This window comes from Marinicellulosiphila megalodicopiae (assembly GCF_045862395.1).
GTDB lineage: Bacteria > Pseudomonadota > Gammaproteobacteria > Pseudomonadales > Natronospirillaceae > Marinicellulosiphila > Marinicellulosiphila megalodicopiae.
In genome coordinates this window covers 1-16,057 of record NZ_AP023087.1, presented here as the reverse complement: position 1 = coordinate 16,057, position 16,057 = coordinate 1, and the positions used below count along the sequence as shown (strand labels likewise).

At 36.4% G+C, this 16,057-nt stretch carries 16 protein-coding genes; 4 read left to right on the top strand and 12 right to left on the bottom strand.

Translation table 11 applies throughout. The features are described from left to right. Positions 1-98 precede the first annotated feature (98 nt). Positions 99-512 carry an HPF/RaiA family ribosome-associated protein gene (locus TYM08_RS00080; protein WP_422380931.1) on the bottom strand — a complete coding sequence of 138 codons (414 nt, stop codon included), beginning with the start codon at positions 510-512 and terminating at the stop codon, positions 99-101. Between the two features lie 123 nt (positions 513-635). Between TYM08_RS00080 and nhaR the strand changes: the two genes are divergently transcribed. Next, complete coding sequence (gene nhaR / locus TYM08_RS00075; protein WP_422380930.1) at positions 636-1,526, top strand: transcriptional activator NhaR; 891 nt, start codon at positions 636-638, stop codon at positions 1,524-1,526. 64 nt (positions 1,527-1,590) lie between these two features. Here nhaR and TYM08_RS00070 read toward each other — a convergent pair whose 3' ends face one another. Together TYM08_RS00070 and TYM08_RS00065 are read right to left on the bottom strand one after the other, a co-directional pair. Continuing rightward, the gene (locus TYM08_RS00070; protein WP_422380929.1) at positions 1,591-3,015 is read right to left on the bottom strand and encodes a YiiX/YebB-like N1pC/P60 family cysteine hydrolase; all 1,425 of its coding nucleotides are present in this window, start codon (positions 3,013-3,015) and stop codon (positions 1,591-1,593) included. Positions 3,016-3,109: 94 nt separating this feature from the next. Next, the gene (locus tag TYM08_RS00065; RefSeq protein WP_422380928.1) at positions 3,110-3,391 is read right to left on the bottom strand and encodes a DUF1330 domain-containing protein; all 282 of its coding nucleotides are present in this window, start codon (positions 3,389-3,391) and stop codon (positions 3,110-3,112) included. 106 nt (positions 3,392-3,497) lie between these two features. Between TYM08_RS00065 and TYM08_RS00060 the strand changes: the two genes are divergently transcribed. Continuing rightward, entirely contained in the window at positions 3,498-4,394 is an 897-nt protein-coding gene (locus tag TYM08_RS00060) for a LysR family transcriptional regulator (RefSeq protein WP_422380927.1), read from the top strand. 46 nt (positions 4,395-4,440) lie between these two features. Here TYM08_RS00060 and TYM08_RS00055 read toward each other — a convergent pair whose 3' ends face one another. The 3 genes from TYM08_RS00055 to TYM08_RS00045 form a co-directional block, all read right to left on the bottom strand. Then, positions 4,441-5,220, bottom strand: a complete 780-nt coding sequence (locus TYM08_RS00055; RefSeq protein WP_422380926.1) for a hypothetical protein — start codon at positions 5,218-5,220, stop codon at positions 4,441-4,443. A 260-nt stretch (positions 5,221-5,480) separates the two neighbouring features. Beyond that, entirely contained in the window at positions 5,481-5,945 is a 465-nt protein-coding gene (locus tag TYM08_RS00050; RefSeq protein WP_422380925.1) for a hypothetical protein, read from the bottom strand. Further along, positions 5,924-6,628, bottom strand: coding sequence for a septum site-determining protein MinC (locus TYM08_RS00045; RefSeq protein WP_422380924.1), 705 nt, complete (start codon positions 6,626-6,628; stop codon positions 5,924-5,926). The genes TYM08_RS00050 and TYM08_RS00045 overlap by 22 nt, the downstream gene beginning before the upstream one ends. Positions 6,629-6,705: 77 nt before the next feature. On the opposite strand from TYM08_RS00045, the gene TYM08_RS00040 reads away from it, so the two are divergent. Continuing rightward, positions 6,706-7,299, top strand: a complete 594-nt coding sequence (locus TYM08_RS00040; protein ID WP_422380923.1) for an LON peptidase substrate-binding domain-containing protein — start codon at positions 6,706-6,708, stop codon at positions 7,297-7,299. Positions 7,300-7,419: 120 nt separating this feature from the next. Then, entirely contained in the window at positions 7,420-8,391 is a 972-nt protein-coding gene (locus tag TYM08_RS00035; RefSeq protein ID WP_422380922.1) for an IS1595 family transposase, read from the top strand. 83 nt (positions 8,392-8,474) lie between these two features. Here TYM08_RS00035 and TYM08_RS00030 read toward each other — a convergent pair whose 3' ends face one another. The 6 genes from TYM08_RS00030 to dnaA all read right to left on the bottom strand — a co-directional run bounded on the left by TYM08_RS00030 (position 8,475) and on the right by dnaA (position 15,957). Beyond that, complete coding sequence (locus TYM08_RS00030; RefSeq protein ID WP_422380921.1) at positions 8,475-9,035, bottom strand: hypothetical protein; 561 nt, start codon at positions 9,033-9,035, stop codon at positions 8,475-8,477. Between the two features lie 73 nt (positions 9,036-9,108). Beyond that, positions 9,109-9,696, bottom strand: coding sequence for a hypothetical protein (locus tag TYM08_RS00025; protein ID WP_422380920.1), 588 nt, complete (start codon positions 9,694-9,696; stop codon positions 9,109-9,111). 14 nt (positions 9,697-9,710) lie between these two features. Further along, positions 9,711-12,131 carry a DNA topoisomerase (ATP-hydrolyzing) subunit B gene (gene gyrB / locus TYM08_RS00020; protein ID WP_422380919.1) on the bottom strand — a complete coding sequence of 807 codons (2,421 nt, stop codon included), beginning with the start codon at positions 12,129-12,131 and terminating at the stop codon, positions 9,711-9,713. After that, complete coding sequence (gene recF / locus TYM08_RS00015) at positions 12,128-13,225, bottom strand: DNA replication/repair protein RecF (RefSeq protein ID WP_422380918.1); 1,098 nt, start codon at positions 13,223-13,225, stop codon at positions 12,128-12,130. The genes gyrB and recF overlap by 4 nt, the downstream gene beginning before the upstream one ends. A 69-nt stretch (positions 13,226-13,294) precedes the next feature. Continuing rightward, entirely contained in the window at positions 13,295-14,398 is a 1,104-nt protein-coding gene (gene dnaN, locus TYM08_RS00010) for a DNA polymerase III subunit beta (protein ID WP_422382852.1), read from the bottom strand. Positions 14,399-14,418: 20 nt separating this feature from the next. Then, a complete protein-coding gene (gene dnaA / locus TYM08_RS00005; protein ID WP_422380917.1) occupies positions 14,419-15,957 on the bottom strand; it encodes a chromosomal replication initiator protein DnaA in 1,539 nt (512 codons plus the stop codon). Positions 15,958-16,057: the final 100 nt, after the last annotated feature.

Sequence of the window (16,057 nt, the reverse complement as noted above, 5' to 3'; positions counted from 1 at the left end):
AGAATACTAAAGAAACAAAAAAGGCGAACCACATATTAAATAATGAATTCGCCTTTATAACATATTTTCTAGTTTTTCAGATTTTGAGCATAGACCACTCACGCGTGTTCAAAATACCCATATTCATTTTCATACTCTTCATAAATATCTGGCTTCTCACTTTTTTGTGGTCTAACTTTTCGAAAAACCGATTTAATACGAGTCGCTTTATGCTGTAAACGCTCAATACGTTTAGATACTGATCGACTTGCTCTGTCCGCGGCTTTGTCGATCGCTGAAAATATTTGTACTTGCTTGTCATTAATGATCACATCTTGCTGACCATTAAGCTTAACCAGTACCTGACAACGTTTATCTTCTCCACCCTTTGGTCCGTTGATATCAGAAAGTGTCACCTCAATGCGTTTTATGTTTTCACGACGCGAATCTAATGCAAAAAGAATACGACGTTTTACATAGTTTTTTAACTCTGAAGTTAATGCTAAATGACGGGCTTTAATTTTGATCTTCATCTTTCTCTCCTGATTCCAATATTGGATTAATTACGTTTGAGTTTTAAGCATACAAACAAAATCTTATAATATATAATCGAATAATCATTCGCTATTATCAGTTTTTCTCGAACTATTATAATTATGATCAATTTCAAGCATTTACGATATTTTTGGGCCGCAGCAAAACAAGGTGGCATCATTAAAGCCAGTGAATATTTGCATATCACTCCTCAAACCATCAGTGGGCAAATTAGCTTACTTGAAGAACAATTAGGCGAAGCGCTTTTTACTAAAGCTGGCCGTAATCTAGAATTGACGGAAACTGGTCGCATGGTATTAAGCTATGCTGATGAGATTTTTTCTTTGGGAAGTGAGTTAGAACAATCGGTAAAAAATGCCTCTACAGATCGCACCCAGGTTCTTAAAGTAGGCGTGGCGGATGTCGTGCCAAAATCTATTGCGTATCGTCTTCTTGCTCCTGCTATGAACTTAGATGATCCTATTCGATTCATTTGTAAAGAAAATAGCCTTGAAAGCCTTTTAGCTGAATTAGCCCTTCATAAATTAGATTTAATTATTGCCGATGGACCGATTCCCCAACACCTTGGTGTACGTGGATTTAGTCACTCTCTAGGAGAATGTGGTGTGTCGTTTATGGCAGCACCTAATTTAGCAAAAGAGTTAACTCAAAGCTTTCCAAAGTGCTTATCAGGTGCGCCATTATTGATCCCCAGCGACCTGTCATTAGTACAGACCCAGCTTCTGCAATGGCTTGATAAATTGCACCTTCATCCAAATATCACAGGAGAATTTGACGACAGCGCGTTGATGAAAGCCTTTGGTCAAGCAGGCGCAGGCATTTTTATTGTGCCATCCGCTATCGCCAATGAAGTTGCTAACCAATATCAAGTTGAAATAATTGGACAATGCGAAGACATTCGTGAAAAATTTTTTGCGATATCAAGTGAACGACGATTATCAAACCCTGCACTAATTGCTATTAATCAAACTGCGAGAGATTGGTTAAATTAACAACTGATTTTTTATTTTTTTTAACTACACTTCATAATTTTTTCAATATTTTCGCTTTCATTATTTAAATTTTCTCATTCAAAAATACATGCCACTTAGGTCGCTTATAACTTTTAACAAATTCATCTTGAGTCGATTCAACGGCTATTTTTTCAGCTTCATTACCATCTAAAAAACACACCATTTCCAATTGTTGTTTGTCAGTTTCAACTTGTTCACTAAACATTTTTGCAATGTCGTTTGCAGGCATCATGACTTTTCCTGCTATTTTATTGATTGGAAATTCAATGCCTTTTTGCTTGTCTGTTTTTTGATAGGATTTATAAATTAATTCACTGCAAACTAACGCGTCATCTTTTAAAAAATTAAAATTATAATCGTAAGGCAAACCTGCATAATAAAATGCGTTAAATATGGCTTTGGCTTTTTCTAGTTTGGATAATCTTGGACGAAGAACAACAACGCTGTCGCATAATAAAGACTGGTGTAATGAGGTAAAGACCACTCCTGGCGCAATGGATTCAATGACGTTTCTGTCTTTCTCATTTTGCTTTTGTTGCATCATTGCGTATTTTTCTGGATAAGTGGTTTGCAGTAGCTCTGAAAACTCGCCGCTTTCCATTCCTTTGCCTTTCACCCACTCTTTCACTTCAACATCTTCAAAAAAAGCAACTCGAACTTGATTATTACCCAGATAAAAAGCTGCATGGGACCAAAACCCAGGAATGCCCACATTGGTGGCTTGCCATTCTCGTCTTTGCAGCAAAATATCGCCAGGTTCTATAGTGGTTAATAATTGTTCAACTTGCTCTGTTGTGATTAAAGACTGTCCTTTTCGCCAAACTTTAATATTACCAATGGTATTGGCAACGCCTTTTTGGATAGGAAACCACGCTTTAAACGAGCCGGTTTTTAATATATTTAATGCATTTTTAAGGGTCAGTTTTACCCCTTCACTTTTTGCATATTGATAAATAATGTTCTTATCTTCTAAAAATTGGCTTTGTTGTGGATCAGCCATTAATTCGGAATTGGTTTTATATACTAATAATAATGCGCTGAAGCGGCTGGCCATTTTTATATTTAAAAAGTGAAATTTAAATAATTTATATGCACTTTTTTGAAGGCCTAATGAAGAATTTTTTTGTTCTAATATTTTTACACAACGTTTATCTTTTTCAATTAACGCTATAAATTGAAGTGCAAATCGATACGCTGTTGAAAATGACAATAAATTTAAATGAAATTGTTCTATTTTTTGTTGTGTGTTTAATAAATAATTTCCTGAAGTTTCTTCATTGATTAACTCTATATTAATAATACTTTGCGCAACACAACGCCATAAATCCAATACTTTTATTTTTTCATCTTTTGTTAATAAATCTTTATGAGTGTCCATTTCTTTTAAATTTAATTCTAACACTCTGTTTGTATTGTCTAATCCATTTCTCTGAATATTTAACGAGTCCATTAATTCTGTATTTGTCATTATGCTCTCTTTGTATTGTGGCTGTTTTAAGTATCCTAAAGACAGATGATATAGACTTTTCCAGTCTATTTAAATCTTTTGGATACTTACTTGTTTAGCCATTAATTAATGAAAACTGCGAATCCATTGCTTCATTTCTTAGTGCTATTAGTTTTTGATACTCACTTGATTCATACCACTGTGTGGCCATTTCTTTAGATTCAAATGCGATCATTGCCATAAAGTTATAGTCAGACTTACCGTGTAGATTCACAACCGGCCCTTTTACCAAAAACTCCCCTTTAAACGCTTTGATGGTTTGTGCGGCATTTGCGCTATATGCCTGCATTAATTCAGGATTTTTCACTGTAAAACTCACGTGTACATACGCTGTCATTTGTTTGCTCCATTTTAAAGAGGCGTGTATTCGCTTCAATAAAACCATGTTAACAGTCATATTTTATGAAACAATAGTTATAAAATGACAATATAGTTAAGTAAAAATGAACAATCTAAAATTAGTACCTCGATTAATGGTATTCACCGTGGTCGCACAAAAGCATTCGTTTACTCAGGCGGCCAAACATTTAGGTATTTCTAAATCGGCAGTCAGTCAGCAAATTACGCAGCTTGAACGTGAATTGGGTATTCGTTTACTTAATCGAACCACTCGTGAATTGTCTTTAACGGCGCTTGGCTCCCAATTGCTTGAGCGTTGTGTGGTATTACAAGATCAGGTTTCATTGTTGTTTAATGATTTAAGCGAAGAAGGCGTTACACCTAGTGGACGTTTTGCAGTGACATTTGCTCATAGTTTGCAGGATTCGATCATACTGCCTGCTATTGAACAGTTATGTATTGAATACCCTAATATTGAGCCTGTTTTAATTGCAGATGATCAATCATTGGATTTGGTCGAGAATCAATTAGATATGGCGATTCATATTGGCGAGCTTCCAGATAGTAGTTATCGGGCGTTGCCAGTGGGGTCATTAACGGAAGTGTTTTGTGCGTCTGCTACTTATATTCAAAGACACGGTGAGATTCATACTCAACAGGATTTAACAGAACATCGTTGGATTGCTTCTTCGTGGCAACATGCTCAAACATTGGTAACGGATTTATCTACACAAAAACAAGAGACCGTTCAATTAAAGCAATTTGCCAAAAATAACTCACTACCCGCCTCGGTTGGTATGGCGTTGAGACACTTGGGGATTGTGTTAGTACCGGATATTTTGGCTAAACCGTTGATTGAATCTGGTGAATTAGTCCACATTGCTAAGCAAATTCAAGGGCCTAAATGGCCTGTTTATGCGATTCATCCTTATCAACAGGATAAACCGATTCATTTAACACGATTTTATCAATTAATTTGCCATCGATTTGAATCGGTTTAAAGTTATCCACAAGCGTTTATTTTAATCAGCTCGTTATTTGCTCAAGTTATAAACATACCCAGTTATTCACAATTCGATGCTGTAAGTTTAAAAAACGTTGATGCATGCTGTCGTTTTGCTCGAATCTTTTTCCGCCACCGTGATAGGTTTTACCAGGTTGGGCAGCAAATGTTGTGTGATGCCCTTCTATATAGTTTTCAATGTCTAAATAACTGCTAAAAGAGTATGGTGCGCTTCCTGTCTGGCTATGGCAGTTTAAGCATTGGTTTGTACTATTTTTTACGTATTGATCGTAATACTGTTGATTGCTCAGACATTCTGAATTTGCGATATCCACAGAATAGAACTGCGTTTCGATCTCATTTTGCACTGCAATGTTGTAGGTGCCAGATTGTTCAATCATGATACTTTGCAACACTTTAGTATGAGTGGATCGTAAACCGGAGGCAGGCCCAATGATGTCACCCAGTCCAGCAGTTGCAGTTGTCACAACTTGTTGATTAAGCGCAATCTCATAATTTTCACGCGCAGGCACAATGACTTCAAAATAATAAGTTTTTGGTAAAGGGTCGTTTAATGTATTCAAACTGGCTTTTACCTGGATAAACAATGTTTGCTGGCTATCAGTAGATTCTGTTTGAGTTTGTACCGTTGTATCACTGTGTGTTTGAGTAGTTATTTCAGTTTGTGTTTCGTTTTCTATTTGATCGGCTTGATCGGTTGAAGTATCAGTTTGACTGAATGTCGAATCATCGCTTAATTGTTCAATATCTAAACAAGAACTAAGCAATACTATGACCCATAGATGCTTTAAAAATAAATTCATATACTGCCTCATTCACTCTTAAATGTGGCATTGAGTATAGTGGGTAAATCCATTCAATCTATTGCCCAAATGGACTAAGCCTGTCTGATGGCGATATTTTTTAAAGTTCTGTCGATGAGTTCAAGTTGTATCAGCCAACTGGTTCATGCAGCGATGTAGGGAGGTTTAAATAATTTTAAGTAGAAAATAAGGAAAAGGAAAAATAAGTGCGTTATTGACCAATAACGCACTATCACTATCTTTAACTCAATAGCGTTGAATTAATCTTCTTCAAAAAAGCCTGAATCGTCTTCGTCTTCATCATCTATTGCTGTTTCAACAAAATCAATTTGATTCAATTCACACCAGTTTAATAATGCTTTGCTTTGCTCAGACTTATCAAAATCACGCCAAGCAATGACCAGATCTTCTCTTGCTAGCAATTGTCTGAAATTTTGATACGCGCCTGCTTTTCTAAAAATAGCAGCAACTTCAGATTCGATAGCTGGATACATTTTGGCAAATCGTTTTGGTAAACTTGAGCCAAGGTTTAAATCACGCTTATGAGGTATTTTAACGAACTTATCGTCTTCGATATCCGCTGGTAATTCACCATATTGTGGATCATTTTCTCGATACAGCACGATTTCGTCTGTATCGATATTGATATACGCTTCACTTTGACCGTAATAACCAAAACTGGCAAAGTCAAAAGCATCTTCTATTAGGTTATACTGGATTGACATTTTACTATTCCCTTCTCTTGAAAAAAGACCGCATATTCTATCCGATTATTCTTAATAAAGAAACGGCTCGGACTGGCTAGTATAGGTATTTCAGCTGTTTTAAAGCAAGTTTGTTCAACACTAATTTTTTGTGCCTGACATTGATATGCAAACACAAAACTGTTGGTTCTTTTTTGAGCACCGGCTATGACCTTTCCAAATATTGTCCCCAAAACTGTGATATTGCCATCAGCGATTAACTCATGATGTTTGGGTAAATCACCTAACAACATAACATGTTGATTTTTTGCATACACTATTTGTTTATCCATTGTTTCTATAAACATTGTGGATAACTCTTGTTTTTGTTCAATAATGAAATTTGCATTTTTCTTTTGAGATATTTTATGAGAGGCTAAACCGGCATCAGTTAACCAGGTTTGTATTTCATATCGACTTGTTTGCGCTGCTATAGGATGCATTGAAAAGCCTTTAAGCATCGTCAATAACTCATATAGGTACTCTTTACTGACAACTTGCTCAATATGCTCTAAATTTAAAACAATCGGTGCGCCAAAAATTAAATTAGGGGTGGTTTTTTCAATAAATTGTAATTTTTCATATATTTCATCTAAACAGGCGCTTTGAAACTCGATCAAGTGCACTGCTTGTAACGACGACTTAAAACTAAAGGCTTGATTCATGAGGCAAAAATCGACTACTTTACTGTTTGTATTTCATAAGGACAATGTATTGTGTATTTAATTCTAGGATTCGTGAAATGATGACGCCTTTATTTCCCCTGCATATTCCGTTAATGCCCCATTGCGAATGCAAGATTAAGGTATTTGAACAACGTTATTTGAACATGATCAGTCAAACGATGCGTTCAGATTCTACCTTTGTGATCACCCAAATATTAAAAGGCAGTGAAATTCATCAACCCAATCAGTCTATTGAATTTAGTAATTTTGGTTGTATGGTAAAAATTAAAGATTTTAATCAAAATGACAGTTTGGAATTATTGTTAGAAGCCACACAGTTAGTAAAAATCATCAATCCTGTACAATCTATTTCAGGTTTATGGGAAAGTAAAATCAATGTACTGCCTTTTACCCATACTGAAATTGACGTAGCGACTCATCAACTTTTAATCACGCTTTATGACACTTTAAAGCAACATCCTTATTTACAGCGCCAATCGTTATTACCTGACACATCAAATAGCCTACAACTTTTGAATTTTTTATGCATGTGGCTACCTTTAAATGAAGAGGTACGAATCAAACTTATGCAGGCTAATAATACTGTTTTACGTGCGCAATGTTTATTTGAATCTTTAGAAGCAATTGAACAGGATTTTTCTGGATTTTAATGAATAACACTTCGTTGAATACCCTACCTTTATATTGGCTATGTTTAACATTTTTGTTGCTACTAGCAAAATTCATTTCACGATCTATCCTAAAGTTATACCTTAATGATAGATCGAAGTATGAACCGCCAACAATTTCAAAAATTAATTAAACAAGCCGCTAAATTAGACCCGGTACAAAAACAAAAGCTTGTCCAAACACTAACATTGCAAGAAAACCCCATATTAGAGCGTTTAGCCAAAGAGTGCATTTCTCATGGAAAGTGCATTCATTGCGAAAGTGAGCGTTTGCGAAAATACGGCAAAAGCAACGGCCGCCAACGGTTTTATTGTAATCATTGCCAAAAAACATTTGTCTGCACAAGAGGCAGCGCGTATTTTTATCAGCATAAAGCCGACGACTGGCAAGCCTATTTGGAGCACATGCTGGACCAAGACAGCATTCGGGTTTGTGCTAAAAAAGTGGGCATCAGTTCGGTGACGTCTTTTAACTGGCGCCACCGTTATATGAATGCAGCCGAAAACACCTTTGAAGACAGGCTTGAAGGCATTATTGAGGCTGACGAAACTTACTTTCGAGAATCTAAAAAAGGCGACAAACACCTTAATCGGCCAACGCGAAAACGCGGCACAAAAGCCTCAACAAAAGGGCTTAATAATACAGATTGGGTGGCAGTGTTAACCGCGATGGATCGGAATCATCACGAGTTTGATCATGTTTTAAAGCAGGTAACCGGTGACGAAATCGAGATGTATTTAGGCTCAAAAATTGTGGATGAATCCATTTTATGTACTGACGGCCAGCCTGCGTATCATCGAATTTGTGAAAATCATCATTTGCATCACGTGGTTTTAACCAATGCGCGTACTAAAGAAGGCGTGTTTCATATTCAAAATATCAACAATTATCACTCACAATTGAAGCAGTGGTATTTAAAAATGCATGGGGTGGCGAGTAAGTATTTACCGAAATATCTGGGGTGGTTTAGGATGTTGGCTTGGCATAAATATCAGGTGTTTTCTGAAAATTTAAATGAGCAGGAAAAATTGTTAGAATTCAAGCTGTTGCAGATACAGCAACATAACTTTTAAACATAGCCTTTATATTTGATTTTTCTTTAGCTCAAATTTAAAAAGGTCAATGATTTCATAATTATCATTGACCTTTTTTATTTTTAGCTTTCTGCTTTTCCTTCTTCAGCTTTTTTCGCTTTATAAACCTTTAGAATCACTTTCTTTAATGTATATTTTATTATTGGATTAAGCATAAACATCAAATAACGTGCTTGAGGAGTTAACACCCCAATGCGTATGCCAAAATGTACATTATTATTTGTGCAACCTGCATGGTTTAGTGTGCTACGAATACCAAGGTAACCGCTCAATTTATAGTATTGCCCTTCACCAAAAATAGTAATCCTGTCATTTGAAAATCCAGAAATACGCATATCGCCTATCTTAAACTCATTGCCTACACGAAATTCTTCTGTACCAATTTGATAAGATTGAGTTTGGTTTTGCCTGTCTATTAATTTTTTTAACCATTTTGGTATTGCATCATAAATATGAAAAAACATAAATATTGGTGTAGGTGGTGCCTTTCCTTCTTCTGAATCAATCATAAATTCATCGTGATATACAATTTCATTCGAATTTATATTATTTAGTAGGGCATTCATTTGTTGCTGTTGCACTTCATCAAAACTATTAGATATTGGTGCTGAGTAGTTTTCCATAAGATTTCTCTTTTTATTATTTATTTTAAAGTTATTTTGTAATATTTTTTATAAAGCTAATTTGAAAAGTTGATTACAATAAATCCGTCATTGCGTTCATAATAACATCCAGTGCTTGTGCCTGTTTGTTTGATCCATTTCTTGGGATTTTTTCTGAATACTGATACATGAATACACCATCATGTTTTTCTACAAATAATACTAAATTATATTCAGTATATTCTTCATTTTTGGGTGTCAATAAATTTTCTATAAAAACATGACGACCTATTATATGTTTGTTTTTAAAAAATTTGGGTTTGTCTGTTAAATAATTACCGATTTTTTTCAAATATAATGGTATGACTTTATTCATTTCCAGTGACATAAATTTTCTAATTGAAATTAACGTTGTCCAATTACTTAACGTTTCATTTCCTGTTACAAATTCTTTTGCAACGGTAGAATTTTTATTACTTTCCCAAGCTAATTTATATTCTCTATCATCAAATTCAACAATTTTATTTTTGAATTGATCTTTGTATGAAGCATTATTTCCATTTTCTGCATAAATAAATTGACTGTAAGTTATTAAAAATAAAACTCCTATATATTTGTAGATATTCATTCTTTTCCTATTTCTTCCATAAAAGCCACAGAAAATATTCTGTGGCTTTTCCATTTCTTACTTTGTTTTTAAAAATCTAAATTTGAAACATTTAGTGCATTGGTTTCGATAAATTCACGACGCGGTTCTACATCTTCACCCATGAGTGTTGAGAATATTTGATCCGCTGTGATGGCATCTTCAATGGTTACTTGTAACATTCTACGTTGTTCTGGATCCATCGTTGTTTCCCATAATTGTTCTGGGTTCATTTCGCCTAGACCTTTATAACGCTGGATATAATAACCACGTTTTGCTTCTTTCATTAACCAATCTAAAACCGTTTTAAAGCTATCAACTTCAAACGATTTATCGCCACGTTTAACGTAAGCACCCTCTTCAATTAAACCATTAATTGCACTGTTTAATTCAGAGATTTTTCTGTATTCCGTTGATTCAAAAAAGTTTAAACCAAATACATAATCATGATCAATACCGTGTGCTGTCCGCGTCACTTTTGGTAAGAATAAATGACGTTCTTTGTCTTCCTCAACACCAAAGGCATAGGTTGCATCACCGGATTTAATATTTTGTGCAAATCCATCATCAATAGTATCTGCCCAAGCGCTTACTTTAGCTTGATCAGATAAATCAGCAACTGAGATTAACGGCTGATAAATCAGTTCACTTAACACTTCAAGTGGATACAAACGGCTCATTCTGTTAATCATCATCAACGTATTATTGTATTGATGCACTAACGACTCTAATGCTGCACCCGAAATACCAGGTGCGTCAGGGCTTACGTGTAACGTAGTACCATCTAACGCTGCGCTTGTTAAATAACTGGTTAATGACTCATCATCTTTAATATATTGCTCTTGCTTGCCTTTTTTAAGCTTATAAAGAGGCGGTTGTGCAATATAAATGTAACCATTTTCAACTAACTCCGGATATTGACGGAAGAAAAAGGTTAATAGAAGCGTACGAATGTGCGATCCATCGACATCGGCATCGGTCATGATGATGATGCGGTGGTAACGTAGTTTTGCTAAGTTATATTCTTCACGACCAATACCACAACCTAATGCAGTAATTAGTGTGCCGACTTCTTGAGAGCTAATCATCTTGTCAAAACGTGCGCGTTCTACGTTTAAGATTTTACCTTTAAGCGGTAGGATTGCTTGAGTTTTACGATCACGCCCCTGCTTGGCTGAACCGCCAGCAGAGTCCCCTTCCACTAAGTATAATTCTGATAACGCTGGATCTTTCTCTTGGCAATCCGCTAACTTACCCGGTAAACCTGCAATATCTAACGCGCCTTTACGACGAGTCATTTCACGCGCTTTACGAGCTGCTTCACGTGCACGCGCAGCATCCATCATTTTACCGATGATTGTTTTTGCTTCCGCTGGATTTTCATCTAGATATTCTGCAAATAAACGACCCATTTCTTGTTCAACAGCAGACTTCACTTCACTTGATACTAATTTGTCTTTTGTTTGAGAACTGAATTTAGGGTCCGGCACTTTAACAGAAATAATCGCCATCAAACCTTCACGAGCGTCATCACCCGTTGTTGCGACTTTTTCTTTTGTCTTTTTATTGGCTGTTTCTTTAGTGATGTAGTTGTTTAGTGTACGCGTTAATGCGCCACGAAAACCCGCTAAATGCGTTCCGCCATCACGTTGAGGAATATTGTTTGTATAACAAAGGATGTTTTCTTGGTAAGAATCATTCCACTGTAGCGCAACTTCAACACCAATACCGTCAGCTTCTCGGTTGTAATTGAAATAAAATATTTCGTTGATGCATTGCTTAGTTTTGTTTAAGTATTCTACGAAAGATTTTAAACCACCTTCGTACATAAACTTATCTTCTTTACCTGAGCGATCATCTTTAAGATTGATTCGAATACCAGAGTTCAAGAAAGCTAACTCACGCAAACGTTTTGCTAATATGTCAAAGCTGTACTCAGTTTGAGTAAAGGTCTCTTTAGACGGCAAGAACGTCACCATGGTGCCCGTTGTTTCTGTATCGCCAACGATAGCTAGTGGCGCTTGTGGAACACCATGAACATAGTTTTGCTCATGAATTTTACCGCCACGACGAATGGTTAACTTAACTTTTTCAGATAGTGCGTTTACAACGGATATACCCACGCCATGTAAACCACCTGATACTTTATATGAATTATCATCAAACTTACCGCCAGCGTGCAGTACGGTCATAATAACCTCTGCTGCTGATTGGCCTTCTTCGTGCATTTCAGTCGGAATACCACGACCGTTATCCGATACTGAGATTGAATTATCTGTATGGATAACAACATTAATATCCGAACAGTGCCCCGCTAAGGCTTCATCGATCGAGTTATCGACCACCTCAAACACCATGTGGTGCAAACCCGTACCGTCATCGGTATCACCGATATACATACCCGGTCGTTTACGAACCGCATCAAGGCCTTTTAAGACCTTAATACTGGAAGAATCATATTCATTTGTCATTTTTGAACTCCGTTTTCTGGCGCGATTACAATCCGTCCGTGTTCCACGTGGAACATTTTCGGCTGATGACGCTGCCAAGATGTCGCTAGTTGTTGTTGTTCGATACAAGTAATGAATGCTTGTGCATCCATTTCTTCTAATAATTGACACATTAATTTAATGTGTCGGCTGTCTAATTCAGACGGTAAATCATCAACTAAATAGATAGATTGCTTACCCGTTTGTTTAGACAAGTAATAACCCTGTGCTAATTTCAGTGCACACACGACAAGCTTTTGTTGTCCGCGAGATAACACATCGCTGGCTAACTCACCGTGTATTTTTAATTTCATGTCGGCCCTCTGTGGACCTGCATTAGTAAAACCTGATTTTAAATCACGTTGTAGATTATGCTTTAAAACTTCTTCAACGGTTTTGGTTTTATCCCAACCTCGAGTGTAATGCAGTTTCAAACCTGGCAAATCAATAAGAAGCCCTAATACTCTCTCAAACTCTTTAACAAAGCCTTTTAAAAAGCGCTGTCTAAGGTTATCGACTTCGGTTGCGGCTTCTATAAATTCTCGATCCCAAGTATCTCTCAGCGGGTCGGATATTTTACCAGAACGTAACAGAATATTCCTGCTTTTAAGACTTTTTTGTAACCTTTGCCATTGGTGAAAAAAAGTATGTTCCACGTGGAACACACCCCAGTCTAAAAACTGCCTTCTATTCTTAGAAGACCCTTCTAATAATAAAAACGCATCGGAGTTAATTAATTGTACAGGTAAAAGCGAGGCAAGTTCTGCTGAAGAAGTAGCAGGTTCGCCCGAAATTTTAACTTGATGTTTTCCATCTTTTTTACGGGAAATACCAACGGGTAAGTTCGCCTCTCCTACTTTGCAAAACACCACGGATTCTGTTTGATCCCATTGAATCATGGAGCGAGTGCGCGCAGGTTTAAAAGATTTGGCTAAACCTAATAAATGCACAGCTTCTAACACCGAAGTTTTACCGGCGCCGTTTTGACCAAAAAAAATATTAATATGGGGAGAAAGTGAAAGGTTTGCTTGGGAAAGATTTCGAACTTGAGTAATGGAAAGTTGGGATATAGACATAAGAGTGATAGTCAGAAGTGTAATCAAAGGCCTTTAATTCAAAGAAAAATTAAAGGCCTTAAAGTAGAATTACAAACGCATTGGCATAACTACGTATACCGATTCATCAGTATCAAAGTCATGGATAAGTGCAGAACTGTTAGTGTCAGATAATATGAATTTAACCTGCTCACCTTGAACCGCGTTCAAAACATCCAATAAATAAGACACATTAAAACCAATTTCTAAATCTTCACCTTGGTAATCCACTACTAAGTTATCTTCTGCTTCTTCTTGCTCAGGGTTATTCGCCGTCACCTGAAGGTTGCCAGATGATAAATTAATACGAACACCACGATATTTTTCGTTTGCTAAGATCGCAGCACGAGAGAAAATCGTTTTTAAAGAGGCACGATCGCCGATCACGTCTTTGTTACCGCCTTTTGGCAATACACGTTCGTAGTCAGGGAATTTACCGTCTACAAGCTTAGATGTGAACGTAAATGGATCCGTTTTTAAACGAATATGACGATCAGACAGATAAACCGTAACGTTTTCATCAGGTTTGGTTAATAAACGATTTAATTCTAAAATACCTTTTCGCGGAACAATCACTTGTTTGCGTTCAGTAATATCAGATTCTGATTTAACCGTACCCATTGCTAAACGATGACCATCGGTAGAAACCGTACGAATATGTTCGCCTGTTAATTCTAATAACATGCCGTTTAAATAATAACGCACATCTTGTTGCGCCATTGCAAAACTGGTTGCATCAATTAACTGCTTTAATTTACTTTGTTTAATTTCAAAGCTTAGTAAATCCGGTTCGTCATCTACGTTTGGAAAATCATCAGAAGATAACGTTGATAAAGTAAAACGAGAACGACCTGAACTCACAACGATTTTGTCTTCGCCTTGAGAAAAGTTAATTTGTGCTGCATCTGGAAGTGATTTAATAATATCAACTAAACGCTTAGCTGGGATTGTAATTTCGCCCTCACTAACCTCGCCTTCCAATGCAATTTTACCGACTAATTCAACTTCTAAATCAGTACCGGTTAATGATAAAAAACCATCCTTCACAACGAATAATACATTTGAAAGAACGGGTAAAGTTTGACGTTTTTCAACGACACCAGAAACCATTTGTAATGGGTGAATTAAGGCGTCTCTTGAAATGGAAAATTTGATCATGAACGTTATCCAATATTCTAGTTTGTTAGTGTACGTAACAAGTTGTTATAGTCTTCTACGATATCACGATTTGAACGTTTAAGCTCTTCTATTTTTTCGCATGCATTGACAACAGTACTGTGGTCTCGACCACCGAAACTGTCGCCTATATCGATCAAACTGAGCTTGGTTAATTCACGTGCTAAAAGCATGGCTAACTGCCTTGGTCTTGTTACTCTGCGCTTACGACTTTTCGAATGTAAATCCGATATTTTAATCTTGTAATACTCAGCAACCACACGCTGAATATTTTCAATACTGACCTGTTTATCCTGCATGGCCAATATGTCTTTAATTGATTCTTTAGCAGTCTCAATTGTAATTGGTTTTTGCGTAAAATTTGCATCCGCCACTACCTTGTTTAACGCCCCTTCTAAATCACGAACGTTAGAGCGAATTTTGCTTGCTAAGAAAAACGCCACATCATCTAATAAATGAATATGATGTTTTAACTCTGCTTTCTTTTGCAAAATTGCCTGTCTTGTTTCTACTTCTGGTGGCTCTACCGGAACCGATAATCCCCAACCAAATCTTGAGCGTAATCGATCTTCAATACCGTCTATTTCTTTTGCTAATTTGTCACTGGTTAATACAATTTGTTGTTTGCCTTCTAATAAAGCATTAAAGATAAAGAATAACTCTTCTTGAGATTTTTCTTTACCCACAAAAAATTGAATATCATCAATTAAAATCGCATCAAGTGAACGATAAAAACTTTTGAATTCTTCGATGGCGCCATCACGAATTGAACTGACCATTTCACGAACAAAACGCTCAGACGATAAATACATAATTCGCGCTTCGGGATTATTCGCTAAAATTTCATTTCCAATGGCATGCATGATATGGGTTTTACCAAGCCCCACCCCGCCGTAAATAAATAACGGGTTATATACTTTTCCTGGATTTTCAGCGGCTTTTTGCGCAGCGGCATAAGCAATTTCGTTCGACTTACCTTCAATTAACGATTTAAACGTAAAATCCGTTTCAAGAAAACTAGGATGAGTTCTAACCGGCGCTTTCGTTTGCTGTCTTCTATTATCCATTTGAGATGAAATTTTAGGCATCGAGGAAGCCCCTTGCATCGCATTAACTTGGGGTTGAGAAGTTTGCTGTACAGATATAGAAGAAGGGTTAGATAAAGGTTGTGTAATGGTTACAGGCTCATTTTGAGCGATAGCTTCATTATTTATTATCACACCCGGTATTTCTGCTAATTCTCTAGCAGATTGAATATGTGAGGGAACAGGTTCAGCGGCAACATCCCCTGCATCATTAAGATCATCAACAATTTTAACCGACATCATTTGCTCATGTAATTCCAACATGGCTTGTTCAATCGTAGTTAAATAATGTTGGGTAACCCAATTTTTCACCCAGCGGTTAGGTGCTAATAAATAAAAGTTAAGGCCATCTTCAGAATGTAAAGAAAGAGGCTTTAACCAAGTTGTAATTTGTTTTTCTGGAACATTGGACTCAAATATTGTTAAACATTGATGCCATAAAGATGAAAACATAAGTCATCCATCACTCGTAATCTGGCGGCTCATTAAACGAAATTTTGTCATTAATTGCAATGTAAATTAAAAATTTGTTTTTTAGTTAACCATACTGTTA